28 protein-coding genes are annotated in these 23,602 nt (G+C 43.8%); all 28 read left to right on the forward strand.

The window, feature by feature from the left end; translation table 11 throughout:
* Positions 1 to 169: 169 nt before the first annotated feature.
* Positions 170 to 4,243 carry a DNA-directed RNA polymerase subunit beta gene (gene rpoB, locus EDC63_RS13015; RefSeq protein ID WP_124945399.1) on the forward strand — a complete coding sequence of 1,358 codons (4,074 nt, stop codon included), beginning with the start codon at positions 170 to 172 and terminating at the stop codon, positions 4,241 to 4,243.
* A gap of 98 nt (positions 4,244 to 4,341) precedes the next feature.
* The gene (gene rpoC, locus EDC63_RS13020) at positions 4,342 to 8,544 is read left to right on the forward strand and encodes a DNA-directed RNA polymerase subunit beta' (protein ID WP_124945400.1); all 4,203 of its coding nucleotides are present in this window, start codon (positions 4,342 to 4,344) and stop codon (positions 8,542 to 8,544) included.
* 135 nt (positions 8,545 to 8,679) lie between these two features.
* Entirely contained in the window at positions 8,680 to 9,057 is a 378-nt protein-coding gene (gene rpsL / locus EDC63_RS13025; protein WP_124945401.1) for a 30S ribosomal protein S12, read from the forward strand.
* A 17-nt stretch (positions 9,058 to 9,074) separates the two neighbouring features.
* A complete protein-coding gene (gene rpsG / locus EDC63_RS13030) occupies positions 9,075 to 9,545 on the forward strand; it encodes a 30S ribosomal protein S7 (protein ID WP_124945402.1) in 471 nt (156 codons plus the stop codon).
* 80 nt (positions 9,546 to 9,625) lie between these two features.
* Positions 9,626 to 11,716 (forward strand): elongation factor G, encoded by a 2,091-nt coding sequence (gene fusA, locus EDC63_RS13035; RefSeq protein WP_124945403.1) that lies wholly within the window; start codon positions 9,626 to 9,628, stop codon positions 11,714 to 11,716.
* Between the two features lie 26 nt (positions 11,717 to 11,742).
* On the forward strand, positions 11,743 to 12,933 hold the full coding sequence (gene tuf, locus EDC63_RS13040) for an elongation factor Tu (protein WP_124946879.1): 1,191 nt from the start codon (positions 11,743 to 11,745) through the stop codon (positions 12,931 to 12,933).
* 58 nt (positions 12,934 to 12,991) lie between these two features.
* Positions 12,992 to 13,300, forward strand: a complete 309-nt coding sequence (rpsJ, locus tag EDC63_RS13045) for a 30S ribosomal protein S10 (protein WP_124946351.1) — start codon at positions 12,992 to 12,994, stop codon at positions 13,298 to 13,300.
* A gap of 122 nt (positions 13,301 to 13,422) precedes the next feature.
* Positions 13,423 to 14,067: a 50S ribosomal protein L3 gene (gene rplC / locus EDC63_RS13050; RefSeq protein ID WP_124946353.1), complete on the forward strand. Its 645-nt coding sequence runs from the start codon at positions 13,423 to 13,425 to the stop codon at positions 14,065 to 14,067.
* On the forward strand, positions 14,067 to 14,687 hold the full coding sequence (gene rplD / locus EDC63_RS13055) for a 50S ribosomal protein L4 (protein WP_124946355.1): 621 nt from the start codon (positions 14,067 to 14,069) through the stop codon (positions 14,685 to 14,687). The genes rplC and rplD overlap by 1 nt, the downstream gene beginning before the upstream one ends.
* Positions 14,684 to 14,995 carry a 50S ribosomal protein L23 gene (gene rplW / locus EDC63_RS13060; protein ID WP_223248270.1) on the forward strand — a complete coding sequence of 104 codons (312 nt, stop codon included), beginning with the start codon at positions 14,684 to 14,686 and terminating at the stop codon, positions 14,993 to 14,995. The genes rplD and rplW overlap by 4 nt, the downstream gene beginning before the upstream one ends.
* Before the next feature lie 11 nt (positions 14,996 to 15,006).
* Positions 15,007 to 15,831, forward strand: coding sequence for a 50S ribosomal protein L2 (gene rplB, locus EDC63_RS13065; protein WP_124946357.1), 825 nt, complete (start codon positions 15,007 to 15,009; stop codon positions 15,829 to 15,831).
* A gap of 13 nt (positions 15,832 to 15,844) precedes the next feature.
* On the forward strand, positions 15,845 to 16,120 hold the full coding sequence (rpsS, locus tag EDC63_RS13070) for a 30S ribosomal protein S19 (RefSeq protein ID WP_124946359.1): 276 nt from the start codon (positions 15,845 to 15,847) through the stop codon (positions 16,118 to 16,120).
* Positions 16,121 to 16,129: 9 nt separating this feature from the next.
* Positions 16,130 to 16,459, forward strand: coding sequence for a 50S ribosomal protein L22 (rplV, locus tag EDC63_RS13075; protein WP_124946427.1), 330 nt, complete (start codon positions 16,130 to 16,132; stop codon positions 16,457 to 16,459).
* Positions 16,460 to 16,469: 10 nt separating this feature from the next.
* Positions 16,470 to 17,180 (forward strand): 30S ribosomal protein S3, encoded by a 711-nt coding sequence (gene rpsC / locus EDC63_RS13080; protein ID WP_124946361.1) that lies wholly within the window; start codon positions 16,470 to 16,472, stop codon positions 17,178 to 17,180.
* The gene (gene rplP, locus EDC63_RS13085; protein ID WP_124946363.1) at positions 17,164 to 17,580 is read left to right on the forward strand and encodes a 50S ribosomal protein L16; all 417 of its coding nucleotides are present in this window, start codon (positions 17,164 to 17,166) and stop codon (positions 17,578 to 17,580) included. Before rpsC ends, rplP begins: the two co-directional genes overlap by 17 nt.
* 4 nt (positions 17,581 to 17,584) lie before the next feature.
* Positions 17,585 to 17,779 carry a 50S ribosomal protein L29 gene (gene rpmC, locus EDC63_RS13090; RefSeq protein ID WP_124946365.1) on the forward strand — a complete coding sequence of 65 codons (195 nt, stop codon included), beginning with the start codon at positions 17,585 to 17,587 and terminating at the stop codon, positions 17,777 to 17,779.
* A complete protein-coding gene (rpsQ, locus tag EDC63_RS13095; protein ID WP_124946367.1) occupies positions 17,776 to 18,042 on the forward strand; it encodes a 30S ribosomal protein S17 in 267 nt (88 codons plus the stop codon). The genes rpmC and rpsQ overlap by 4 nt, the downstream gene beginning before the upstream one ends.
* Positions 18,043 to 18,192: 150 nt before the next feature.
* Positions 18,193 to 18,561, forward strand: a complete 369-nt coding sequence (gene rplN, locus EDC63_RS13100; RefSeq protein ID WP_124946370.1) for a 50S ribosomal protein L14 — start codon at positions 18,193 to 18,195, stop codon at positions 18,559 to 18,561.
* A 9-nt stretch (positions 18,562 to 18,570) separates the two neighbouring features.
* Positions 18,571 to 18,888 (forward strand): 50S ribosomal protein L24, encoded by a 318-nt coding sequence (gene rplX / locus EDC63_RS13105; RefSeq protein WP_124946371.1) that lies wholly within the window; start codon positions 18,571 to 18,573, stop codon positions 18,886 to 18,888.
* Positions 18,889 to 18,897: 9 nt separating this feature from the next.
* Entirely contained in the window at positions 18,898 to 19,437 is a 540-nt protein-coding gene (gene rplE, locus EDC63_RS13110; RefSeq protein WP_124946373.1) for a 50S ribosomal protein L5, read from the forward strand.
* A 7-nt stretch (positions 19,438 to 19,444) separates the two neighbouring features.
* Positions 19,445 to 19,750, forward strand: a complete 306-nt coding sequence (gene rpsN, locus EDC63_RS13115) for a 30S ribosomal protein S14 (RefSeq protein ID WP_124946375.1) — start codon at positions 19,445 to 19,447, stop codon at positions 19,748 to 19,750.
* Positions 19,751 to 19,763: 13 nt separating this feature from the next.
* On the forward strand, positions 19,764 to 20,159 hold the full coding sequence (gene rpsH, locus EDC63_RS13120) for a 30S ribosomal protein S8 (protein ID WP_124946377.1): 396 nt from the start codon (positions 19,764 to 19,766) through the stop codon (positions 20,157 to 20,159).
* Between the two features lie 11 nt (positions 20,160 to 20,170).
* Positions 20,171 to 20,704 carry a 50S ribosomal protein L6 gene (gene rplF / locus EDC63_RS13125; protein WP_124946379.1) on the forward strand — a complete coding sequence of 178 codons (534 nt, stop codon included), beginning with the start codon at positions 20,171 to 20,173 and terminating at the stop codon, positions 20,702 to 20,704.
* A 15-nt stretch (positions 20,705 to 20,719) separates the two neighbouring features.
* Entirely contained in the window at positions 20,720 to 21,073 is a 354-nt protein-coding gene (gene rplR / locus EDC63_RS13130; RefSeq protein ID WP_124946381.1) for a 50S ribosomal protein L18, read from the forward strand.
* Positions 21,074 to 21,085: 12 nt separating this feature from the next.
* The gene (rpsE, locus tag EDC63_RS13135; RefSeq protein WP_124946383.1) at positions 21,086 to 21,592 is read left to right on the forward strand and encodes a 30S ribosomal protein S5; all 507 of its coding nucleotides are present in this window, start codon (positions 21,086 to 21,088) and stop codon (positions 21,590 to 21,592) included.
* Positions 21,593 to 21,596: 4 nt separating this feature from the next.
* On the forward strand, positions 21,597 to 21,797 hold the full coding sequence (gene rpmD, locus EDC63_RS13140) for a 50S ribosomal protein L30 (protein ID WP_124946385.1): 201 nt from the start codon (positions 21,597 to 21,599) through the stop codon (positions 21,795 to 21,797).
* The gene (gene rplO, locus EDC63_RS13145) at positions 21,798 to 22,232 is read left to right on the forward strand and encodes a 50S ribosomal protein L15 (protein WP_124946387.1); all 435 of its coding nucleotides are present in this window, start codon (positions 21,798 to 21,800) and stop codon (positions 22,230 to 22,232) included.
* 47 nt (positions 22,233 to 22,279) lie between these two features.
* Positions 22,280 to 23,566, forward strand: a complete 1,287-nt coding sequence (gene secY / locus EDC63_RS13150; protein ID WP_370685878.1) for a preprotein translocase subunit SecY — start codon at positions 22,280 to 22,282, stop codon at positions 23,564 to 23,566.
* Positions 23,567 to 23,602 lie beyond the last annotated feature (36 nt).

Below are 23,602 nucleotides of genomic sequence, written 5' to 3' on the forward strand. Positions count from 1 at the left end.
ATTCTCTGAGTTGCTTCGAGTTTTCTGTTTACAGAAAACACAAGACAGAATTCAGTTCGTAAGAGTTGGAATCAATAATTCACCGAATTTTTTATTACAATTCTGAACCTTATTACGCAGTTTGTTGTCTTTTGTTTTTTGCTGCGCTAGCCAACTCCTTGGAGAAATTATGAGCTATACTTTTGCCGAGAAAAAACGGATTCGTAAAAGTTTTGCTAAACGCGCAAGCGTTTTACCCGTTCCTTTTCTTCTGTCCACACAGCTTGATTCATTTGCCTCATTTTTGCAAGCTGATGTCCCTCAGAATATGCGCAAAAATGAAGGGTTGCAAGCTGCCTTTACGTCTATCTTTCCTATCGTAAGTCATTCGGGAAATGCAAAGCTTGACTATGTTAGTTACACTATGGGTGAGCCACCATTTGACATGAAAGAGTGTCATCAACGTGGTCTGACTTATGCCGCACCTTTGCGCGCAAAGGTGCGTTTAACCATCATGGACAAAGAGGCTTCCAAACCTACAGTAAAAGAGGTTAAGGAGCAGGAAGTGTACATGGGTGAAATGCCGCTCATGACGCATACCGGGTCATTCATTATAAATGGTACTGAGCGGGTGATTGTTTCCCAATTACATCGTTCTCCGGGTGTGTTTTTTGAACATGATCGGGGTAAAACGCATTCTTCCGGGAAATTATTGTTTTCAGCGCGGATTATTCCTTACCGTGGTTCATGGTTGGATTTCGAGTTTGACGCTAAAGACTTTTTATATTTCCGAGTCGATCGTCGTCGCAAAATGCCAGTGACCACATTGTTAAAGGCTTTAAATTATTCCTCTGAAGAAATATTGGCGTTGTTTTTTGTCAATGACACCTTCCATATTTTAAAGAAGGGGATTCAATTTGAATTAGTCCCTGATCGTCTTCGCGGAGAGATTGCGCGTTTCGATATTGTTTCAAAAGATGGGACAGTAATCGTACCAAAGGACAAACGGATTACCGTTAAGCACACTCGTGAAATGGAAAAAGCTGGCATTCAAAAGCTTGCAGTACCAGAAGAGTTTTTGATCGGCCACGTGCTTTCTCATAATATTGTCGATAAAGAAAGCGGTGAAATCATCGCAAATGCTAACGACGAAATTACTGAAGAAGTGCTAGAAAAACTTCGCGAAGTGGGTGTTACCAAGATTCAGACTATCTATACCAATGATTTGGATCAGGGTACGTACATTTCCTCGACCCTGCGTATAGATGAAACTCTGGATCAATTGGCCGCGCAAGTAGCTATTTACCGAATGATGCGCCCAGGTGAGCCACCAACCGAAGATTCAGTTAAAGCCTTGTTTACATCATTGTTCTTCAGTGAGGATCGTTACGATTTGTCTGCTGTTGGCCGTATGAAGTTTAATCGTCGCGTAGGCCGTGAAGAACTAGTAGGGTCAGGTACGCTGGATAATGAAGATATTATTGCAGTTATCAAAATACTGGTTGAACTGCGTAACGGACGCGGTGAGATTGACGATATTGATCATTTAGGGAATCGCCGGGTAAGAAGCGTAGGTGAACTCGCTGAAAACCAATTCCGGTCAGGTCTTGTGCGCGTTGAACGTGCTGTAAAAGAACGTTTGAGCCAGGCTGAGTCAGAAAACCTGATGCCGCATGATCTAATCAATGCGAAGCCAGTGTCTGCAGCTGTTAAGGAGTTTTTCGGTTCCAGCCAGCTTTCACAATTCATGGACCAGACTAATCCTTTATCCGAGATTACACATAAGCGTCGTGTTTCAGCACTGGGTCCTGGTGGTTTGACTCGTGAGCGTGCTGGATTTGAAGTGCGTGACGTACATCCTACACATTATGGTCGAGTTTGCCCTATTGAAACACCAGAGGGTCCAAATATTGGTTTGATTAATTCGTTGGCACTTTTCTCTCGCACCAATGAGTATGGTTTCCTTGAAACACCATACCGTAAAGTGATTGATGGGAAGGTGACTGATCAGATTGATTATTTATCAGCCATTGAAGAAAGTAAGTTTGTGATTGCTCAGGCTAATGCAGACTTGAGTAAAGAAGGTAAATTCGAGCAGGATATTGTTTCGTGCAGACATAAAAATGAATTTGCACTTTCATCTCCAGACCGAATTGAATATATGGACGTTGCGCCATCACAGATCGTTTCTGTTGCTGCTTCATTGATTCCTTTCCTGGAACACGATGATGCAAACCGCGCTTTGATGGGTTCAAACATGCAGCGTCAGGCAGTGCCTTGCCTGCGCGCTGAAAAATCATTGGTGGGTACAGGGATAGAGCGTACAGCTGCCGTTGATTCAGGTACTACTGTTCAGGCATTGCGTGGCGGTGTGGTGGATTACGTTGATGCTGGTCGTATTGTTGTGCGAGTTCACGATGAAGAGGCATTGGAAGGCGAAGTGGGTGTGGATATCTACACGCTGATTAAGTATACCCGCTCTAACCAGAACACCAATATTAATCAAAGACCATTGGTGCATGTGGGTGACGTACTTGCAAAGGGAGACGTCATTGCAGATGGTGCATCCACCGATATGGGTGAGTTGGCCCTGGGGCAGAACCTGCTGGTGGCATTCATGCCATGGAACGGATATAACTTTGAAGATTCGATTCTAATCTCTGAGCGAGTTGTAGCTGATGATCGTTTTACGTCCATTCATATTGAAGAATTGTCAGTGGTGGCAAGGGATACGAAGCTAGGCCCTGAAGAGATTACCCGTGATATTTCAAATCTGTCTGAGCGCATGTTGTCCAGGTTGGATGAATCAGGAATCTGCTACATTGGTGCCGAAGTAGAAGCTGGCGATGTTCTGGTAGGTAAAGTGACACCTAAAGGTGAAACACAACTTACCCCGGAAGAAAAACTGCTACGTGCAATTTTTGGTGAAAAGGCTTCGGATGTAAAAGATACATCCCTGCGCGTTCCATCCGGTATGTCGGGTACAGTTATTGATGTGCAGGTATTTACACGGGAAGGCATTGAGCGCGACAAGCGTGCTACACAGATTATTGATGATCAATTAAAGCAATTCAAAAAAGATCTGGCTGATCAGATGCGAATTGTTGAAGATGACGCGTTCGGACGTATTGAACGTTTGCTTTTTGATAAAGTAGCAAATGGCGGTCCTAAGAAATTAGCTAAAGGTACGAAAGTTACTAAATCGTATCTTGCAGATATGAATCGTCATGATTGGTTTGATATTAGACTGGCTGATGAAACGGCAGCACGACAGCTTGAATCCCTGAAAGATAGTCTGGCTCAGAAGCGTGTTGATTTTGATCAGGCTTTTGAAGAAAAACGTAAAAAATTGACAAGTGGTGATGAACTTTCACCTGGTGTTCAAAAAATGGTCAAGGTGTATGTTGCTGTTAAACGTCGTCTACAGCCTGGCGATAAAATGGCTGGACGCCATGGTAATAAAGGTGTGGTTTCCAGGATAGTACCAGTAGAAGATATGCCCTACACAGATGGGGGTATTCCAATGGACATCGTATTGAATCCACTTGGCGTCCCTTCGCGAATGAACGTTGGTCAGATTCTTGAAACGCATCTGGGCTGGGCTGCAAAAGGACTGGGCAAAAAGATTGACGATATGTTGCAAGCAAAAGCTAAAGTTGACGATATCCGTGCATTCATAGATAAAATTTACAATAGTACTGGTAAGCCAGAAGATATTGCTTCTTTGACTGATAATGAAATATTGGACTTGGCAGGCAATTTGAAAAAAGGTGTCCCTTTTGCAACGCCAGTATTTGACGGTGCTAACGAAGAAGAAATTAAAGATATGCTTGAGTTGGCAGATCTGCCTAGATCTGGTCAGATACATCTGACTGATGGTCGAACCGGTGAAAAGTTTGACCGACCAGTTACTGTAGGCTATATGCATGTTCTGAAATTACACCATTTAGTTGACGATAAGATGCATGCGCGTTCAACTGGACCTTATAGTTTGGTTACCCAGCAGCCGTTGGGTGGTAAGGCGCAGTTTGGTGGTCAGCGTTTCGGTGAGATGGAAGTGTGGGCATTGGAAGCGTATGGAGCTGCATACACGCTTCAGGAGATGCTGACAGTGAAGTCAGACGACGTAAGCGGCCGTACTAAAGTTTATGAAAATATTGTCAAGGGTGAGCACAAGATTGATGCTGGTATGCCAGAATCTTTCAATGTGTTGGTGAAAGAAATTCGTTCGCTGGGAATTGATATTGATCTAGAGCGGTATTGAAAACTGTGAGCTAGAAGCGTCTGAGTAACCTCGACGCTTCGTTAATTAAGATCTAAACCCGTCATTCCAGTAAGACTGCCAAATATTAGGAGTCGCAAATGAAAGCATTGCTCGATTTATTTAAACAGGTAACACAGGAAGAAGAATTTGATGCGATTAAAATCGGTCTGGCTTCTCCAGAAAAAATTCGTTCTTGGTCGTATGGCGAAGTAAAAAAACCTGAAACAATCAATTACCGTACATTTAAGCCTGAACGCGATGGACTGTTTTGTGCAAAAATATTTGGACCTACTAAAGATTACGAATGCTTATGTGGTAAATACAAACGCTTAAAGCATCGTGGTGTAATTTGTGAAAAATGCGGTGTAGAAGTTACGCTTTCTAAAGTTCGTCGTGAGCGTATGGCTCATATTGAACTCGCAAGCCCGGTTGCACATATCTGGTTTTTAAAGTCACTGCCTTCCCGGTTGGGGATGGTTCTCGATATGACACTGCGCGATATTGAACGCGTATTGTATTTCGAGGGGTATGTTGTTACAGATCCAGGTATGACCCCTTTAGCTCGCTGCCAGTTATTAACTGAAGATGATTATCTGGCAAAAGTTGAAGAGTATGGTGATGAATTTAAAGCGTTCATGGGTGCAGAAGGGGTTCGTGACCTACTGTCTTCTCTTGACTTGAATGCTGAAATTGAACGTTTGCGTCGCGAGCTGGATTCAACTGGTTCTGATACAAAAATCAAAAAACTAGCAAAACGTCTAAAAGTTCTGGAAGGTTTCCAGAAGTCCGGTATTAAACCAGAGTGGATGATATTGCAGGTATTACCTGTACTTCCGCCAGAGTTACGCCCACTTGTGCCATTGGATGGAGGTAGGTTTGCTACTTCAGACTTGAATGATTTGTATCGCCGTGTAATAAACAGAAATAACCGGTTGAAGCGATTGCTGGAATTAAAAGCACCGGAAATTATTGTTCGAAATGAAAAGCGGATGCTTCAAGAATCGGTTGACTCCCTTCTGGACAACGGACGCCGCGGTAAGGCTATGACTGGCGCGAATAAGCGTCCATTGAAATCTCTTGCCGATATGATTAAAGGTAAGGGCGGACGATTCCGTCAGAACCTTTTGGGTAAGCGAGTTGATTACTCAGGTCGTTCCGTTATTGTTGTTGGTCCGCAGTTGAAATTGCATCAATGTGGTCTGCCTAAGAAAATGGCGCTGGAATTGTTCAAGCCGTTCATTTTCCATAAATTGGAAGTAATGGGTCTTGCAACAACGATTAAAGCGGCAAAGCGCATGGTAGAAGACGAAATCCCCGAAGTTTGGGATATTCTTGAAGATGTGATTCGTGAACATCCAATTTTGCTGAATCGCGCGCCAACACTACATCGTTTAGGTATTCAGGCTTTCGAACCGATGTTGATTGAAGGTAAGGCTATTCAATTGCACCCATTGGTATGTGCGGCGTTTAACGCCGACTTTGACGGTGACCAAATGGCTGTTCATGTGCCTCTGTCGCTAGAAGCGCAAATGGAAGCCAGAACATTGATGTTGGCAAGCAATAACGTCATGTCACCTGCTAACGGTGAACCAATCATTGTGCCGTCTCAAGATATCGTGCTTGGATTGTATTATACAACTCGCGAAAAAATTAACGCAAAGGGCGAAGGGACACGCTTCGCCAATGTAGATGAAGTTTCACGTGCGTATGAATCACGGCAAGTTGAATTGCATGCAAAGATTATGGTGAGGATCAAGGAAATTGAAGTTTCTAAGGATGGGGAACATATTGAAAAAATCAATCGATATGAAACAACCGTTGGAAGAGCGCTTCTTTCAGAAATCCTGCCACCAGGATTGCCTTTTTCCTTTATTGATAAGTCCCTGAAGAAAAAAGAAATTTCCAAGCTTATCAATGCCAGTTTCCGTCGTTGTGGATTGCGTGAGACAGTTATCTTTGCAGATAAGTTAATGTACATGGGCTTTACGCTTGCAACACGTGCAGGTATATCCATTGCCGTAAATGACATGCTGGTTCCAACGCAAAAATCATCCTTGATTGCAGCTGCTGAGGCTGAAGTGAAGGAAATTGAAGCGCAATACACATCCGGTTTGGTGACTCAGGGTGAGCGCTACAACAAAGTTGTCGATATCTGGGGCCGTGCAGGTGATATGGTTGCAAAGGCAATGATGACTCAGCTAGGTTCTGAAAGCGTCGTTGATCGTGATGGAAAGACAGTGAGTCAGGAATCCTTTAATTCCATCTATATGATGGCGGATTCTGGAGCGCGTGGTTCTGCTGCACAAATTAGGCAGTTGGCAGGTATGAGGGGATTGATGGCTAAGCCAGATGGCTCAATTATCGAAACGCCGATTACAGCAAACTTCCGTGAAGGTTTGAATGTGCTTCAGTATTTTATTTCGACACACGGTGCACGTAAAGGACTGGCTGATACCGCATTGAAAACGGCTAATTCAGGCTATCTGACTCGTCGTTTGGTTGATGTAACGCAAGACTTGGTAGTGACAGTACATGATTGTGGTACCAAAGAAGGCATGTATGTAAAAGCCTTGGTTGAAGGCGGTGAGGTTGTTGAGCCTTTACGCGAACGTATATTAGGTCGGGTGGTTGCTGCAGACGTTATTAATCCAGATACAGCGGAAACGGTATACGAAGCAGGAACACTGCTGGATGAAGATAAAGTTGATCATATTGAAGCGCTAAGTATTGATGAAGTAAAAGTACGCACACCATTAAGTTGTGATACGCGTTTTGGTTTGTGCGCTCAATGTTATGGGCGAGATTTAGGTCGTGGGCAACCTGTCAATGTGGGCGAAGCTGTTGGCGTTATTGCAGCGCAATCAATTGGTGAGCCAGGTACTCAGTTGACTATGCGTACCTTCCATATTGGTGGTGCTGCATCTCGAGCCGCAGTAGCTAGCCAGATAGACAGTAAGTCTAATGGTGCAGTAAGGTTCCTGACAGGCTTACGTTATGTTACCAATCCTAAGGGCGAAAAAATTGTTATTTCCCGTAGCGGTGAATTAATAATTCAGGATGAAAAAGGTAAAGAACGTGAGCGTCATAAAGTGCCTTACGGTGCCACGCTGATAGTAACAGATGGCGATGTGGTGAAGGCAGGTAAGGTATTCGCTACTTGGGATCCACATACTCGTCCTATTATCACTGAATATGCGGGTAAGGTGCGATTTGAAAACGTTGAAGAAGGTGTTACGGTTGCCAAGCAAATTGACGATGTAACAGGTTTGTCTACACTGGTAGTAATCGATCCAAAACGCAGGAGTGCAGCGCAAGCTAAAGGTTTGCGTCCGCAAGTTAAATTGCTTGATGAGCAGGGTAATGAAGTTAAACTGGCTGATACAGACACGCCTGTCAACATTACATTCCATGTAGGATCTATTATTACAGTTAAAGATGGTCTGCAGGTGAGTGTGGGTGATGTACTGGCCAGAATACCGCAAGAAACCTCTAAGACTCGCGATATTACCGGTGGTCTTCCGCGTGTAGCAGAGTTGTTTGAAGCACGTTCACCCAAAGATGCAGGTCTTCTGGCAGAAGTAACAGGAACAGTTTCATTTGGAAAAGATACTAAGGGTAAGCAGCGGTTAGTTATCACTGATTTGGATGGCATGGCAAATGAGTACCTTATCCCAAAAGAAAAGCACGTTACTGCACACGATGGTCAGGTTGTGAACAGAGGTGAGAGTATTGTTGATGGGCCAGCAGATCCACACGATATTTTGCGCTTGCTGGGAGTGGAAGCGCTTGCACGTTATATCACGGATGAAGTGCAGGATGTTTACCGGTTGCAAGGCGTTAAAATTAACGACAAACACATTGAAGTGATTGTGCGTCAAATGTTGCGTCGTGTAGCGGTTGTTGATCCAGGCGAAACACGTTTTATTCCAGGCGAGCAAGTTGAGCGAGCTGACCTGTTGGAAGAAAATGAAAAGATGGCAGTTGAGAATAAGCAACCAGCGACGTTCGATTATATGCTGCTGGGTATTACCAAGGCATCCTTGTCAACAGATTCGTTTATTTCCGCAGCATCTTTCCAGGAAACAACACGTGTACTGACAGAAGCAGCAATTATGGGTAAAAAAGACGATTTGCGTGGCCTGAAAGAGAACGTAATCGTTGGTCGTCTGATTCCTGCGGGTACTGGACTGGCTTATCATACTGCCAGACGCAAGCAGCGCTTGGGAGTTGATATGGCTGCAGACCGTGATTTAAGGCAAGAAGGGGGGGCTGAAACCCAGAGTGATGAGCAAGTTGCTTGACAATCTGAATAAAAGCCAATAGAATCCACAGTCTTTTTAGCCGATTCCATAGTTTTGTTATGTGGTACGGCTTGCAGAGATTTAATTAAGGGGCGGCTTTAGAGCCGTCCCCATCATTTTCAGGAATGAATGCTAATGCCAACAATTAATCAGTTAGTGCGTAAGCCACGCATAGCAAAACCAGCAAAAAGTAAAGTGCCAGCGCTGGAAAGTTGCCCTCAAAAACGGGGAGTATGTACGCGTGTCTATACAACTACACCAAAGAAACCAAACTCTGCGTTACGTAAGGTTGCGCGTGTTAGGTTGACCAATGGTTTTGAAGTAAGTAGTTATATTGGTGGTGAAGGCCACAACCTTCAGGAACACTCGGTGGTATTAATACGGGGTGGTCGTGTAAAGGATTTGCCGGGTGTTCGTTATCATACGGTGCGTGGAAGTTTGGATACGGCTGGTGTTAAAGACCGTAAGCAAAGTCGTTCTAAGTACGGTGCTAAACGCCCGAAATCAGCTTAATTGAATTGAGGTAGAAAATGCCAAGACGTAGAGAAGTACCCAAGCGCGAGGTATTGCCGGATCCAAAATTTGGCAGCCATGATGTTGCTAAATTTGTAAACGTATTGATGAATCAAGGTAAAAAATCCGTTGCAGAACGCATCATTTATGGTGCATTTACGCAGATTGCTACCAAGACCGGTAAAGATCCGCTGGAAGTGTTTACGACAGCCCTGTCTAATGTGCGACCTGTGGTTGAAGTTAAAAGTCGTCGAGTAGGTGGTGCGAATTATCAGGTTCCTGTTGAAGTTCGTTCTGTTCGTCGTTCTGCTTTGGCAATGCGTTGGTTAAAAGATGCTGCTCGTAAGCGAGGAGAAAAGTCTATGGGCTTTCGATTGGCTGGCGAACTGCTGGATGCCGCGGAAGGTCGTGGCGGCGCTATGAAGAAGCGCGATGAAGTGCATCGTATGGCAGAAGCAAATAAAGCATTTGCGCACTACCGTTTCTAAATAGTTTCTTGTTTAATTTTGCCGCGAGATGGGGTGTAATTCACCTGTCTTAGCGGCTATTTGACTTATTAAGGCTTACCGTGGCACGCAAAACACCTATCGAACGTTATCGTAATATTGGCATCAGTGCGCACATTGATGCGGGCAAAACCACAACGACAGAACGAATCTTGTTCTATACAGGCGTATCGCACAAGATTGGTGAAGTGCATGATGGTGCTGCCACGATGGACTGGATGGAGCAGGAGCAAGAACGGGGTATTACCATTACTTCTGCTGCTACTACCTGTTTCTGGAAGGGGATGGATGGCAATTTCCCGGAACATCATATTAATATTATTGATACACCAGGGCACGTAGACTTTACCATTGAGGTAGAGCGTTCTATGCGTGTATTGGATGGTGCATGCATGGTTTATTGTGCTGTAGGTGGTGTTCAGCCTCAGTCGGAAACTGTGTGGCGTCAGGCAAATAAATATCGTGTGCCACGTTTGGCTTTTGTGAATAAGATGGATCGTTCTGGGGCAAACTTTTTTAAAGTTTATGATCAGATGCGTGTTCGTCTAAAAGCAAATCCAGTGCCAATTCAGATTCCAATTGGTGCTGAAGATCAGTTCAAGGGTGTGGTAGATCTGATCAAAATGAAGGCGATTTTCTGGGATGAAGCATCTCAGGGAATGAAGTTTGAATTAAGAGATATTCCTGCTGAATTGCAAGAGTTGGCGCAGGAATGGCGTGAAAAAATGATTGAAAGTGCGGCTGAAGCATCTGAAGATCTGATGAATAAATACCTTGAAGTAGGGGATTTGTCGGTTGAAGAGATTAAGCTTGGTTTGCGTACACGTACTATTGCCAGCGAAATTGTTCCAATGCTTTGCGGATCAGCCTTTAAGAATAAGGGTGTTCAGGCAATGTTGGATGCGGTCATTGAATACATGCCAGCACCTACTGATATTGCGGCAGTTAAGGGTGAGTTGGAAAATGGTGAAATTTCTGAGCGTAATGCAAATGACACCGATCCATTCTCTGCGTTAGCATTCAAAATTATGACCGATCCATTTGTGGGTCAGTTAATTTTCTTCCGTGTTTATTCCGGTATCGTGAAATCTGGTGATACGATTTACAATCCTATCAAGGGCAAAAAAGAACGTCTTGGTCGTATATTGCAGATGCACGCAAACCAGCGCGAGGAAATTAAAGAGGTACATGCGGGTGATATCGCTGCTGCAGTAGGTTTAAAAGAAGCAACAACAGGCGATACTTTATGTGATCCGGCCAAAATTATTACGCTAGAACGCATGATTTTCCCTGAACCGGTTATTCACGTGGCAGTAGAGCCGAAAACCAAAGCTGACCAGGAAAAAATGGGAATTGCTTTGAACAGGTTGGCTCAGGAAGACCCTTCATTCCGTGTACGTACAGATGAGGAATCTGGTCAGACAATTATTTCCGGAATGGGTGAGTTGCACCTTGAGATTCTGGTTGATCGTATGCGTCGTGAATTTGGTGTTGAAGCCAACGTTGGTGCGCCACAAGTAGCATATCGTGAAGCAATTAGAAAGCCTGTTGAAGTCGAAGGTAAATTTGTTAAGCAATCTGGTGGTAAGGGGCAGTATGGTCATGTATGGCTCAAAATGGAGCCAAACGAAGCGGGTAAGGGCTTTGAATTCATCGATATGATCAAAGGTGGTACAGTTCCTCGCGAATTTATTCCTGCTGTTGAAAAAGGGTTGCGTGAAACGTTACCTAATGGTGTGCTAGCAGGGTATCCAGTTGTCGATGTGAAGGTTACATTATTCGATGGTTCTTATCATGATGTTGACTCGAATGAAAACGCTTTTAAAATGGCTGCTTCCATCGGATTTAAAGATGGTATGCGTAAAGCGAGTCCTGTGCTGCTCGAGCCTATGATGGCAGTTGAAGTTGAAACTCCTGAAGATTATATGGGTGATGTGATGGGTGATTTGAGTTCCCGTCGAGGCATGATTCAAGGTATGGATGATACCCCTTCAGGTAAGGTAGTGAAGGCAGAAGTGCCGCTTGCGGAAATGTTTGGCTATTCAACTTCATTGCGTTCAGCAACTCAGGGTCGCGCAACCTACTCGATGGAATTTAAACATTATGCTGAAGCGCCTAAGAACGTTGCTGAAGCAATTATGAACAAGAAATAACAGGTAAATTAAGAGGAAAAATCATCATGGCAAAAGGCAAGTTTGAGCGGACAAAACCGCACGTAAACGTGGGAACAATTGGTCACGTAGATCATGGTAAGACCACCCTGACAGCGGCGATCAGCACGATTCTGTCAAAGAAATTTGGTGGCGATGCAAAAGGTTACGACCAGATTGACTCCGCACCGGAAGAAAAAGCACGTGGAATTACCATCAACACCTCCCACGTAGAATATGAAACAGAAAAGCGTCACTACGCACACGTAGATTGCCCGGGGCATGCTGACTACATCAAAAACATGATCACCGGTGCAGCGCAGATGGACGGCGCGATTCTGGTGGTATCTGCAGCAGACGGCCCAATGCCCCAGACCCGTGAGCACATTCTGTTGGCGCGTCAGGTTGGCGTACCTTACATCATCGTATACATGAACAAAGCAGACATGGTAGATGATCCGGAATTGCTGGAACTGGTAGAAATGGAAATTCGCGAGTTGCTATCCAAGTATGACTTCCCGGGTGATGACACCCCGGTAGTAACAGGATCAGCACTGAAAGCGCTGGAAGGTGACCAGTCAGAAATCGGTGAGCCCTCCATCTTCAGATTGGCAGAAGCACTGGACAGCTACATCCCGGAACCGGAACGTGCCGTAGACGGCGCATTCCTGATGCCTGTAGAAGATGTATTCTCCATCTCAGGTCGTGGAACAGTAGTAACCGGCCGTATTGAGCGAGGCATCATCAAGGTCGGTGAAGAAGTAGAGATTGTTGGAATTAAAGCCACTGTCAAAACCACCTGTACCGGCGTAGAAATGTTCCGCAAACTGCTGGATCAAGGTCAGGCAGGCGACAACGTAGGTGTATTGCTGCGTGGAACCAAGCGTGAAGATGTAGAGCGTGGCCAGGTTCTGGCAAAGCCAGGATCAATCACCCCGCACACCAAATTCACTGCAGAAATCTACGTGTTGGGTAAAGATGAAGGTGGTCGTCACACCCCATTCTTCAATGGTTATCGTCCGCAGTTCTTTTTCCGTACCACAGACGTAACCGGATCAGTCGAATTGCCAGCAGGAACAGAAATGGTAATGCCGGGTGACAATGTATCCGTCACCGTCGCATTAATCGCGCCAGTAGCGATGGAAGAAGGACTGCGTTTCGCGATTCGCGAAGGTGGTCGTACCGTTGGTGCCGGTGTTGTTGCTAAAGTAATCGAGTAAATTATATTATTAATATGCGGAGGGTATTTTATCCTCCGCTTCGCTCTTTGGAAAAATAATGCAAAGTCAAAAAATTCGTATCCGTCTGAAGGCATTTGATTATCGTTTGATTGATCAGTCTGCTTTGGAAATAGTTGAAACTGCCAAGCGTACTGGAGCTGTGGTTAAAGGGCCTATCCCGATGCCAACGCGTATTGAACGTTTTGATATTTTGCGCTCACCTCACGTAAATAAATCCTCACGTGATCAGTTTGAGATTCGCACGCATTTGCGTATGTTGGACATTATTGATCCAACAGATAAGACTGTTGATGCGTTGATGAAGCTTGATCTGCCAGCCGGTGTGGATGTAGAAATCAAACTGTAATTTAGTGTTATTTGCGATAACTGATAAAGCTATGTATAATGCACGGCTTTTCACAGTTATTGTGAAATATAGAACTTAATAAGTCGGTCAATTGTAATCGGCGCCTTTAAAAGGGAATAATTATGTCGTTAGGACTTGTCGGTCGAAAGATTGGCATGACTCGAGTATTTACAGATGATGGTACTTCCATTCCTGTAACAGTGCTCGACATGTCAAATAATCGCGTAACACAAATTAAAACATCTGAAAATGATGGTTATTCGGCTGTACAGTTGGCTTTTGGTAGCCGGCGTGTAAGTCGTGTAGCAAAACCTCAGGCTGGTCATTTTGCGAAAGCAGGTGTAGAAGCTGGTCGTGGTTTAAAAGAATTCCGTCTGAATGCAAAAGACGTAGGCGAATTGCAGGCTGGAAGTGTTGTAAGCGTCGATGTTTTTCAAGTTGGTCAAATAGTTGATGTAACAGGGACGACCCAGGGTAAGGGTTTTACTGGTGCAATTAAACGTCACCATTTTAGTTCTAACCGTGCAAGTCACGGTAACTCCGTATCGCATAATTCCGCAGGTTCAATTGGACAGGCGCAAGATCCTGGCCGTGTTTTTCCAGGCAAGCGTATGGCGGGCCATTACGGAAATGTTCAGCGTACAGTGCAAAATTTGGAAATTGTGCGTATTGATACTGAGCGCCAATTGCTGCTGATTAAAGGTGCTATCCCAGGTTCTAAGGGTGGTGATGTGATTGTACGCCCTGGTATCAAGGTAGGTGCATAATGGATCTAAAGCTTATAAATGATAAAGGTGAGTCAACCGCAACAGTAGCAACTTCTGATGAGTTGTTTGCGCGTGAATATAACGAAGCGCTGATTCATCAAGTAGTAGTCGCGTATCAAGCAAACGCGCGCAGTGGAAACCGAGCGCAGAAGGGTCGGTCTGAAGTTGCAAAAAGCACGCGTAAGCCTTGGCGTCAAAAGGGAACGGGTCGTGCAAGGGCGGGTATGGCTTCTAGCCCATTGTGGAGAGGGGGTGGTAAAACTTTCCCAAGTAGCCCGGATGAGAATTTCAGTCATAAAGTAAACCGTAAAATGTACCGTGCTGGTGTGGCTTCAATACTGTCTCAGTTAGCCCGTGAAGGACGTTTGTCAGTAGTTGAAGACTTTAAGGTTGATTTGCCAAAGACAAAATTGCTAGAGAAGAAAATCAAAGGCATGGGGATGGATGATGTGATGATCATCACGGACACTTTTGATGAAAATCTTTACTTGTCTTCACGAAATCTACACAACGTTCTAATCGTTGAAGCAAAGCATGCTGATCCTGTAAGTTTGGTGCGCTTTAGTAACGTTATTGTGACGCGTAATGCAGTGAAGTTGATTGAGGAGATTTTGCTATGAATTCCGTTCAGGTGACTCAAGAGCGTTTGATGCAAGTGTTGCTTGCTCCGCAAATCTCTGAAAAAGCAACTTATATTGCTGATAAGAACGAACAGGTTATATTTCGTGTTGTCCCAGATGCAACTAAGCCTGAAATCAAGGCGGCTGTTGAACTGCTGTTCAAGGTTGAAGTAGACAATGTTCAGGTTGCGAATGTTAAGGGTAAATCCAAACGCGCGGGTAAGTTTATAGGCAAGCGTAAAGACTGGAAAAAGGCTTACGTATGTCTTAAGCCTGGCCAGGAAATCAGCTTTGTAGCTGGCGAGTAGGGGATAAAAATATGGCTATTGTTAAATTAAAACCGACCTCACCAGGTCGACGCGCTCAAGTTAAAGTTGTAACGCCCGGTTTGCATAAAGGTAAGCCGCATGCTCCCTTGCTTGAAAGTCAGTCAAAACATGCCGGCCGTAATCATAATGGTCGTATAACTGTTCGTCACCAAGGTGGTGGACATAAACAGCATTATCGGCTCGTTGACTTCAAGCGCAATAAAGACGGTGTCGTCGCAAAAGTAGAACGGATTGAATACGATCCAAACAGAACTGCTAACTTGGCTCTGTTATGCTATTTGGATGGTGAGCGTCGCTATATTATTGCTCCGCGGGGTGTTTCTGCTGGTATGCAGCTTGTTTCTGGTTCAGATGCGCCTATCAAGGTTGGTAATGCGCTACCTTTGCGAAATATTCCGGTTGGTTCGACGATACATTGCGTCGAAATGCAGCCAGGTAAGGGTGCGCAGATTTCTCGTTCAGCTGGTACATCTGTGCAATTGCTTGCTAGAGATAGCAGTTATGCGCAACTCCGATTACGTTCGGGTGAGATTCGTAAGGTTCACGTAGATTGCCGAGCTACCATTGGTGAAGTGGGCAATGAAGAGCATTTTCTGCGTTCAATTGGTAAGGCTGGTGCTGTAAGGTGGCGTGGTGTGCGTCCAACAGTTAGGGGTGTTGTTATGAACCCTGTTGATCACCCGCATGGTGGTGGTGAAGGTAAAACAGCCGCCGGTCGTGATCCTGTTAGTCCATGGGGCACTAAGACTAAGGGTTACCGTACTCGTCGCAATAAACGTACTACCGGCATGATCGTCCGCCGTCGTAGCACATAAGGAGTAAGAGATAATGGCTCGTTCAATTAAAAAAGGTCCATTTGTTGATGCACACTTGCTCAAGAAGATTGAGACAGTTCGTGCAACAAATGATAAGCGTCCTGTGAAGACATGGTCACGTCGTTCTACGGTTTTGCCTGATTTTGTCGGCTTGACTATCGCTGTTCATAATGGGAAGCAGCATATACCGGTATTTGTTTCGGAAAACATGGTTGGTCACAAGTTAGGTGAGTTTTCCTTGACGAGAACCTTTAAAGGCCATGCTGCAGATAAAAAAGCGAAGAGATAGGGGCTGATGATGAGAGTTTCTGCTATATTACGCGGCACAAGGTTGTCAGCTCAAAAAGGTCGTTTGGTTGCGGACCAGGTTCGCGGTTTGCCAGTTGATCGTGCGCTGAATATTCTGGCTTTTAGCCCTAAGAAAGGTGCTGCCATAATCAAGAAAGTGCTCGAATCTGCGATAGCAAATGCTGAGCATAATGAAGGTGCGGATATTGATGAACTTAAGGTTCAAACAATTTTAGTGGATGAAGGGTCTTCCCTCAAACGCTTTACTGCTCGAGCCAAAGGTCGTGGTAATCGAATTCTTAAACCCACGTGCCACATTACCGTGACTGTCGGCGATTAAAGGAAAGAAAATGGGACAAAAGATTCATCCAATAGGTTTTCGCCTTAGCGTTCTGAAAAATTGGTCTTCCAAATGGTATGCAAGCAGTAAAAATTTTGCAACCATGTTGAATGAAGATATCAAAGTTCGTTCATTTCTTAAGGCTAAATTATCACATGCCTCAGTTGGGAAGATTGTAATTGAACGCCCTGCAAAAAATGCACGGATTACTATTTATAGTGCAAGACCGGGCGTTGTAATTGGTAAAAAAGGTGAAGATATTGAGTCACTGAAAACACAATTGCAAAAAATGTTAGGTGTTCCAGTTCATCTTAATATCGAAGAAATTCGTAAACCTGAAATTGATGCCCAGTTGATTGCTGAAAGTATAGCGACGCAGTTGGAAAAACGGATCATGTTTCGTCGCGCAATGAAACGTGCTATGCAAAATGCAATGCGTTTAGGTGCACAGGGAATAAAAATTCAAAGTTCAGGTCGTCTGAACGGAATTGAGATTGCTAGAAGAGAGTGGTATAGAGAAGGACGTGTGCCACTGCAGACTTTACGAGCAGATCTGGATTATGGTTTTGCTGAAGCAAAAACCACCTATGGCATTATTGGTGTGAAAGTTTGGGTGTTCAAGGGTGTTGTTTTGGGTAAAGGTGAATTACCAGTAGCGCCGGCTGTTGAACCAGAAAGAAAACCTCGGAAGTCAGGAGCTAAACATGCTACAGCCAGCTAGAAGAAAATACCGTAAAGAGCATAAGGGCCGTAACACTGGCGTGGCTACTCGCGGTGCAAAAGTAAGTTTTGGTGAGTTTGGTCTTAAAGCAGTTGGTCGTGGACGTTTGACAGCACGCCAAATTGAGGCTGCTCGTAGAGCAATGACTCGTCACATTAAACGTGGTGGCAGAATTTGGATTCGTATTTTCCCTGATAAGCCAATTTCACAGAAACCAGCTGAAGTTCGTATGGGTAATGGTAAGGGTAATCCTGAATACTATGTTGCAGAAATTCAACCCGGTAAAGTGTTGTACGAAATGGACGGTGTTGATGAAGCACTTGCTCGCGAAGCTTTTCGCTTGGGTGCTGCAAAACTGCCAATTCAAACGACCTTTGTTGTTCGTCAGGTAGGAAGTTAAAAATATGAAAGCTGCTGAATTTAGAAGTAAGTCGGTAGAAGACTTAAATAAAGAATTGGTTGAATTGCTTAAAGCTCAATTTGGTTTGCGTATGCAGTTTGCTACACAGCAATTGAGTAAATCCAGTGAATTGCGTAATGTACGCAAAGACATAGCGCGAGTACGCACCATTCTTACTGAAAAGGCGATAATAGCATGAACGTCGAAGTTAAAGTTAAGCGTACGCTAACTGGCAAAGTTGTAAGTGATAAAATGGATAAAACAGTTACTGTATTGGTGGAACGCAAAGTAAAGCATCCATTGTTAGGTAAAGTTATTCGTCGTACAAAGAAATATCATGCTCATGATGAGTCTAATGAGTTTCATGAGGGTGATCTTGTTTTGATCGAAGAATGTCGTCCAATGGCAAAGACCAAAACCTGGAAAGTAAGCAAACTGGTTGAGAAAAGTAAACTGATTTAATGCTTGCTTAGCAGGCAAATACACGCTATAATCTCGCTTTTAAATGTGCACCTCTGCGAGTAAACCACGCAGTGGTTCCAAAACTGTCCGTCGGACTGATTTGTATGCTGCGTGTTTTCAGCATTAGACGGAATAAGTTGGAGAAATAAAATGATTCAAATGCAATCAAAGCTGGATGTTGCTGATAATACTGGTGCACGTACTGTTCAGTGTATTAAAGTATTAGGCGGATCCAAGCGTCGTTATGCCGGTATCGGCGATATCATCAAAGTCACTATTAAAGATGCTGCCCCCCGCGGTCGTGTTAAGAAAGGTGAAATTTACAGTGCGGTAGTAGTGCGCACTGCTAAAGGTGTTCGTCGTCCTGATGGCTCTCTTATCAAATTCGATGCAAATGCAGCTGTACTTCTTAATGCAAAGCTTGAGCCAATTGGTACGCGTATTTTTGGCCCAGTTACACGTGAATTACGTACTGAGCGTTTTATGAAGATCGTATCGCTGGCACCAGAAGTGCTGTAAGGAGGAAGTGTGAATAAAATTCGAAAGGGTGATGATGTGGTCATTATCACGGGAAAAGATAAGGGAAAGCGCGGAACAGTTCTGCAGATGCTGGATCTCGACCGAATTCTGGTTGAAGGTGCTAATAAAGTTAAGAAGCATCAAAAACCAAATCCTATGAAAGGTTCAACTGGTGGCATTGTTGAAAAAGAGATGCCACTACACATTTCAAATGTGGCTTTATTTAATCCGGCCACCCAAAAAGCCGATCGCGTTAGTATTAAGGTGTTGGAAGATGGACGTAAAGTACGTGCTTTCAAATCTAACGGCGAAATATTGGATGTGTAAGGAGTAGATATGTCACGCTTTCAAGATTATTACAAAGAAACAATCGTTCCTGAGCTGGTTAAACAGTTTGGGTATAAGTCAGTAATGGAAGTTCCTCGCATTGAAAAAATCACGCTCAATATGGGTGTTGGTGAAGCGGTTGCTGATAAGAAAGTTATGGAATTTGCAGTTGGTGATATGCAAAAAATTGCAGGTCAAAAACCGGTTGTTACAAAATCCAGGAAATCAATTGCTGGTTTTAAAATTCGTGATGATTATCCTATCGGATGCATGGTTACGTTACGCAGGCACCAGATGTATGAATTTCTAGATCGCCTGGTTACTATTGCAATTCCTCGTGTGCGCGATTTTAGGGGAATTTCAGGTAAATCTTTTGACGGTCGCGGTAATTATAATATGGGCGTCAAAGAACAGATTATTTTTCCTGAAGTTGAATACGATAAAATTGATATGTTGCGTGGTATGAATATCAGTATTACTACCAGCGCTAAGACAGATGAGGAGGGTCGTGCCCTTCTAGCTGCCTTTAAATTTCCTTTCAAGAACTGAGGCTGATATGGCAAAGATGTCTTTGATTAACCGTGATCTGAAAAGACGTAACACGGTTGAAAAATACGCAGCTAAACGTGCTGAACTTATTGCAATTGTAAACAATTCTAAATTGACAGATGAAGAGCGTTTTGCTGCTCGTCTGAAAATTCAGCAATTGCCACGAAATGCTAGTCCAGTTCGTTTGAGAAATCGTTGTGCACTTACTGGGCGTCCAAGAGGCGTATATCGGAAGTTTGGTTTAGGTCGTATTAAACTTCGTGAATTTGCGATGCGTGGCGAAGTGCCAGGCATGGTTAAAGCTAGTTGGTAACGGGAGAGAAATTATGAGTATGAGCGATCCTATTGCCGATATGTTGACGCGAATCCGTAACGCGCAGCGTTCGGAAAAAGTAAATGTTGCTATGCCTTCATCAAAAGTGAAAGTATCAATAGCTCAAGTTTTAAAAGACGAGGGTTATATTGATGGCTTTGCAGTACGTGATGAAGATGGTAAGCCTATTTTAGAAATTGGCTTGAAATATTATGCTGGGCTGCCAGTTATTGAGAAAATTGAACGTGTAAGCCGCCCAGGTTTGCGTGTTTATAAGGGCAGCCAGGAAATACCAAAGGTGATGAATGGCCTTGGTATTGCGATTGTATCAACATCGAAGGGTGTTATAACAGATCGTAAGGCGCGTGCTACCGGAATCGGTGGTGAAGTTCTTTGTATTGTTGCGTGATGGAGTAAAGTATGTCACGAGTCGCTAAAAATCCTATTACGGTACCGGCAAATGTAGAAGTCACTTTAAGTGCTTCTGAAATTTCGGTTAAGGGCCCTCTCGGCACATTGGTTCGTAAAATGTCTCCTGATGTTTCAATTGATCGCGAAGGTGATTTATTGCAATGCAAGGCGGTAAATGAAACTAATTTGGCAAATGCTATGTCTGGAACCATGCGTTCACTAGTTGCAAATATGGTTCAGGGTGTAAGTGTTGGTTATGAGCGTAAACTGACTTTGGTGGGTGTTGGATATCGTGCTCAGGCTGCAGGAGATACGCTTAATTTGACTTTGGGTTTTTCTCACCCGGTTGCTCACAAAATGCCAGCTGGCATTCAGGTAACTACCCCTACACAAACTGAAGTTTTGATTAAGGGTGTTGATAAGCAAGTGGTTGGTCAAGTTGCCGCAGATATTAGAGCTTATCGCCGTCCTGAACCTTATAAAGGTAAAGGTGTGCGCTACGCTGATGAAGTGGTTAAGTTGAAAGAAACCAAGAAGAAATAATTAGGGGCTAAGATTATGGATAAGAAGCAAACTCGTTTGCGCAGAGCACGTAAAACTCGTGCCAAAATCGCTGAGTTGCATATGGTACGTTTGTCTGTTCATCGTACAAATTCTCATATATATGCACAGATCATCGATCAGAATGGTAATAAAGTTCTGGCAAGTTCATCAACGCTTGATGTCGTTGTGCGTAAAGAGATGCCTAATGGTGGAAATACACAAGCTGCTACCAGTATTGGTAAAAGCATTGCTGAAAAAGCAAAGAGCCTGGGTATCGTAAAGGTTGCATTTGACCGTTCCGGTTTTAAGTATCACGGTAGAATTAAAGCTTTGGCTGAAGCTGCTCGTGAAAGCGGTTTGGAATTTTAGACGGGGTTTATAATGGCGAAATTCGAAAAGCAAGAAACGACTGATGGATTGCGCGAGAAAATGGTTCAGGTTAATCGCGTAACAAAAGTTGTTAAAGGTGGACGTATTCTTGGCTTTGCTGCTTTGACGGTGGTTGGAGATGGCGATGGAAGTATCGGTATGGGAAAGGGTAAATCCCGTGAAGTGCCGGTAGCAGTCCAAAAAGCTATGGATGAAGCGCGTCGAAAGCTTGTAAAGGTTAATTTGAAGAATGGTACATTGCATCATGCTGTAGTGGGTACGCACGGCGCTGCTAAAGTATTTATTCAACCTGCATCTGAAGGTACTGGTATTATTGCAGGCGGACCAATGCGCGCAATATTTGAAGTTATGGGTGTCCATAATGTGCTGGCAAAATGCATTGGTTCAACTAATCCTTACAATGTTGTTCGTGCAACCATTAATGGTTTGGTTTCCATGAATACTCCCTCAGAAATTGCTGCTAAACGTGGCAAATCTATTGAAGAAATAATGGAGTAAATTGATGGCTACTACCAAAAAGAATGCTAATAAAATGGTTAAAGTAACGCTTGTAAAAAGTGTTATTGGAACCAAGAAATCTCATATAGCTTGTGTGCGTGGCTTAGGGTTGCGTCGCACTAATCATACTGTTGAATTGGTTGATACACCTTCAGTTCGTGGCATGATTAATAAGGTTTACTACCTGGTGAAATGCGAGGGTTAAATGGAACTGAATACAATTAAACCTGCCGAAGGCAGTAAGCAGGAAAGAAGGCGTGTAGGTCGTGGTATTGGATGTGGATTTGGTAAAACTTCTGGACGTGGTCATAAGGGCCAGAAGTCACGCGCTGGTGGATTTCATAAGGTTGGCTTTGAAGGCGGACAGATGCCTTTGCAACGTCGCTTGCCTAAGCGTGGTTTCAAATCCCTTACAAGAGATGATACCGCTGAAGTTCGTTTGTCAGAATTACAAAACCTGCCAGTAGATACGGTAGACTTGCTAGTTTTGAAGCAGGCTGGGATTATTTCTGGAAAAGCGCTTGCTGCAAAGGTTTTTATGTCTGGTGAACTGACACGTGCACTTAAATTGCAAGGTGTTTTAACGACCAAAGGTGCGCGTCAAGCAATTGAAAGTGCCGGTGGCAGTGTTTCTGAATAAGGTCTATTTTGGCAACTGATAATCCTAAGCTTGGTTCGGCAGATAAGATGGGCGATCTGAAAAGACGTCTATGGTTTGTTCTGCTTGCATTGATCGTTTATAGAATTGGTGCTCATATTCCAGTGCCTGGGATTGATCCGGTTGCCCTTGAATCCCTGTTTCGTTCCCAACAAGGTGGCATATTGGGAATGTTTAATATGTTTTCTGGAGGAGCTCTTTCACGCTTTACTGTTTTTGCATTAGGTATCATGCCGTATATTTCTGCATCGATTATTATGCAATTGCTGACGGTTGTTTCGCCACAGTTGGAGCAACTGAAGAAAGAAGGTGAAAGTGGTCGTAAAAAGATTACTCAATATACCCGTTACGGTACGGTATTCCTAGCGATTTTTCAGGGTTTTGGTATCGCAATTGCACTCGAATCGCAACCTGGCCTGGTTTTAGAGGCGGGGATGATGTTTCGCTTAACTACGCTTGTTACTTTAGTGACCGGCACCATGTTTTTAATGTGGTTGGGTGAACAAATTACTGAGAGGGGTATTGGTAACGGTATTTCCTTGATTATTTTTGCTGGTATTGTAGCAGGCTTGCCTCATGCAATTGGCGGTACTTTGGAATTGGCAAGGACAGGTGCTTTTTCGATCCCATTAGTTTTAATCTTATTCGTAGGCGCAATTGCTGTTACTGCATTTGTGGTTTTTGTTGAACGTGGACAACGCAAAATATTGGTTAACTATGCCAAAAGACAGGTTGGACGTAAAGTATATGGTGGGCAAAGCTCTCATCTACCGTTGAAGTTAAATATGGCTGGTGTAATCCCACCCATTTTTGCTTCAAGTATTATTTTATTTCCGGCTACGCTTGCTGGCTGGTTCGGAAGTAATGAAAATATGAGTTGGCTTAAAGATTTTGGCTCTACATTATCACCTGGGCAGCCGCTGTATGTCCTTTTGTATGCATCTGCTATTGTTTTCTTTTGCTTTTTTTATACGGCTTTAGTGTTTAACCCTAAAGAAACGGCTGAAAATTTGAAGAAGAGTGGAGCTTTTGTACCCGGTATTCGACCAGGTGAACAAACGTCGCGCTATATTGACAAGATTATGAGTCGTCTGACTTTAATCGGTGCAATATATATTACATTAGTCTGTTTGCTACCTGAGTTTTTAATTGTTAAGTTTAATGTTCCATTCTATTTTGGTGGTACATCGCTTTTAATTATTGTTGTAGTGACGATGGACTTTATGTCACAAGTTCAAGCTTATGCCATGTCAAAGCAGTATGACAGTTTGCTAAAAAAGGCGAACTTTAAAGGTGGTGGTTTCATTTCTCGTTAATATTTGATTTGCGTAGTATTTAATACGCTTTGATTG

The sequence above is a fragment of the Sulfurirhabdus autotrophica genome (genome assembly GCF_004346685.1).
Taxonomy (GTDB): Bacteria; Pseudomonadota; Gammaproteobacteria; order Burkholderiales; family SMCO01; genus Sulfurirhabdus; species Sulfurirhabdus autotrophica.

Excerpts from the sequence above, each read along its gene's own strand:
- rplR (WP_124946381.1), top strand. The coding sequence starts at position 20,720 with ATGGATAAGAAGCAAACTCGTTTGCGCAGAGCACGTAAAACTCGTGCC.
- rpmD (WP_124946385.1), top strand. The coding sequence starts at position 21,597 with ATGGCTACTACCAAAAAGAATGCTAATAAAATGGTTAAAGTAACGCTT.
- rplP (WP_124946363.1), top strand. The coding sequence starts at position 17,164 with ATGCTACAGCCAGCTAGAAGAAAATACCGTAAAGAGCATAAGGGCCGT.
- rpsQ (WP_124946367.1), top strand. The coding sequence starts at position 17,776 with ATGAACGTCGAAGTTAAAGTTAAGCGTACGCTAACTGGCAAAGTTGTA.
- rplN (WP_124946370.1), top strand. The coding sequence starts at position 18,193 with ATGATTCAAATGCAATCAAAGCTGGATGTTGCTGATAATACTGGTGCA.
- rpsC (WP_124946361.1), top strand. The coding sequence starts at position 16,470 with ATGGGACAAAAGATTCATCCAATAGGTTTTCGCCTTAGCGTTCTGAAA.
- rpoC (WP_124945400.1), top strand. The coding sequence starts at position 4,342 with ATGAAAGCATTGCTCGATTTATTTAAACAGGTAACACAGGAAGAAGAA.
- rplD (WP_124946355.1), top strand. The coding sequence starts at position 14,067 with ATGGATCTAAAGCTTATAAATGATAAAGGTGAGTCAACCGCAACAGTA.
- rpsE (WP_124946383.1), top strand. The coding sequence starts at position 21,086 with ATGGCGAAATTCGAAAAGCAAGAAACGACTGATGGATTGCGCGAGAAA.
- rpsL (WP_124945401.1), top strand. The coding sequence starts at position 8,680 with ATGCCAACAATTAATCAGTTAGTGCGTAAGCCACGCATAGCAAAACCA.
- rplE (WP_124946373.1), top strand. The coding sequence starts at position 18,898 with ATGTCACGCTTTCAAGATTATTACAAAGAAACAATCGTTCCTGAGCTG.
- rpsJ (WP_124946351.1), top strand. The coding sequence starts at position 12,992 with ATGCAAAGTCAAAAAATTCGTATCCGTCTGAAGGCATTTGATTATCGT.
- rplV (WP_124946427.1), top strand. The coding sequence starts at position 16,130 with ATGAGAGTTTCTGCTATATTACGCGGCACAAGGTTGTCAGCTCAAAAA.
- rpsN (WP_124946375.1), top strand. The coding sequence starts at position 19,445 with ATGGCAAAGATGTCTTTGATTAACCGTGATCTGAAAAGACGTAACACG.
- rplC (WP_124946353.1), top strand. The coding sequence starts at position 13,423 with ATGTCGTTAGGACTTGTCGGTCGAAAGATTGGCATGACTCGAGTATTT.
- rplW (WP_223248270.1), top strand. The coding sequence starts at position 14,684 with ATGAATTCCGTTCAGGTGACTCAAGAGCGTTTGATGCAAGTGTTGCTT.
- secY (WP_370685878.1), top strand. The coding sequence starts at position 22,280 with ATGGGCGATCTGAAAAGACGTCTATGGTTTGTTCTGCTTGCATTGATC.
- rplF (WP_124946379.1), top strand. The coding sequence starts at position 20,171 with ATGTCACGAGTCGCTAAAAATCCTATTACGGTACCGGCAAATGTAGAA.
- rpsH (WP_124946377.1), top strand. The coding sequence starts at position 19,764 with ATGAGTATGAGCGATCCTATTGCCGATATGTTGACGCGAATCCGTAAC.
- rplO (WP_124946387.1), top strand. The coding sequence starts at position 21,798 with ATGGAACTGAATACAATTAAACCTGCCGAAGGCAGTAAGCAGGAAAGA.
- rpsG (WP_124945402.1), top strand. The coding sequence starts at position 9,075 with ATGCCAAGACGTAGAGAAGTACCCAAGCGCGAGGTATTGCCGGATCCA.
- rpmC (WP_124946365.1), top strand. The coding sequence starts at position 17,585 with ATGAAAGCTGCTGAATTTAGAAGTAAGTCGGTAGAAGACTTAAATAAA.
- rpsS (WP_124946359.1), top strand. The coding sequence starts at position 15,845 with ATGGCTCGTTCAATTAAAAAAGGTCCATTTGTTGATGCACACTTGCTC.
- tuf (WP_124946879.1), top strand. The coding sequence starts at position 11,743 with ATGGCAAAAGGCAAGTTTGAGCGGACAAAACCGCACGTAAACGTGGGA.
- rpoB (WP_124945399.1), top strand. The coding sequence starts at position 170 with ATGAGCTATACTTTTGCCGAGAAAAAACGGATTCGTAAAAGTTTTGCT.
- rplB (WP_124946357.1), top strand. The coding sequence starts at position 15,007 with ATGGCTATTGTTAAATTAAAACCGACCTCACCAGGTCGACGCGCTCAA.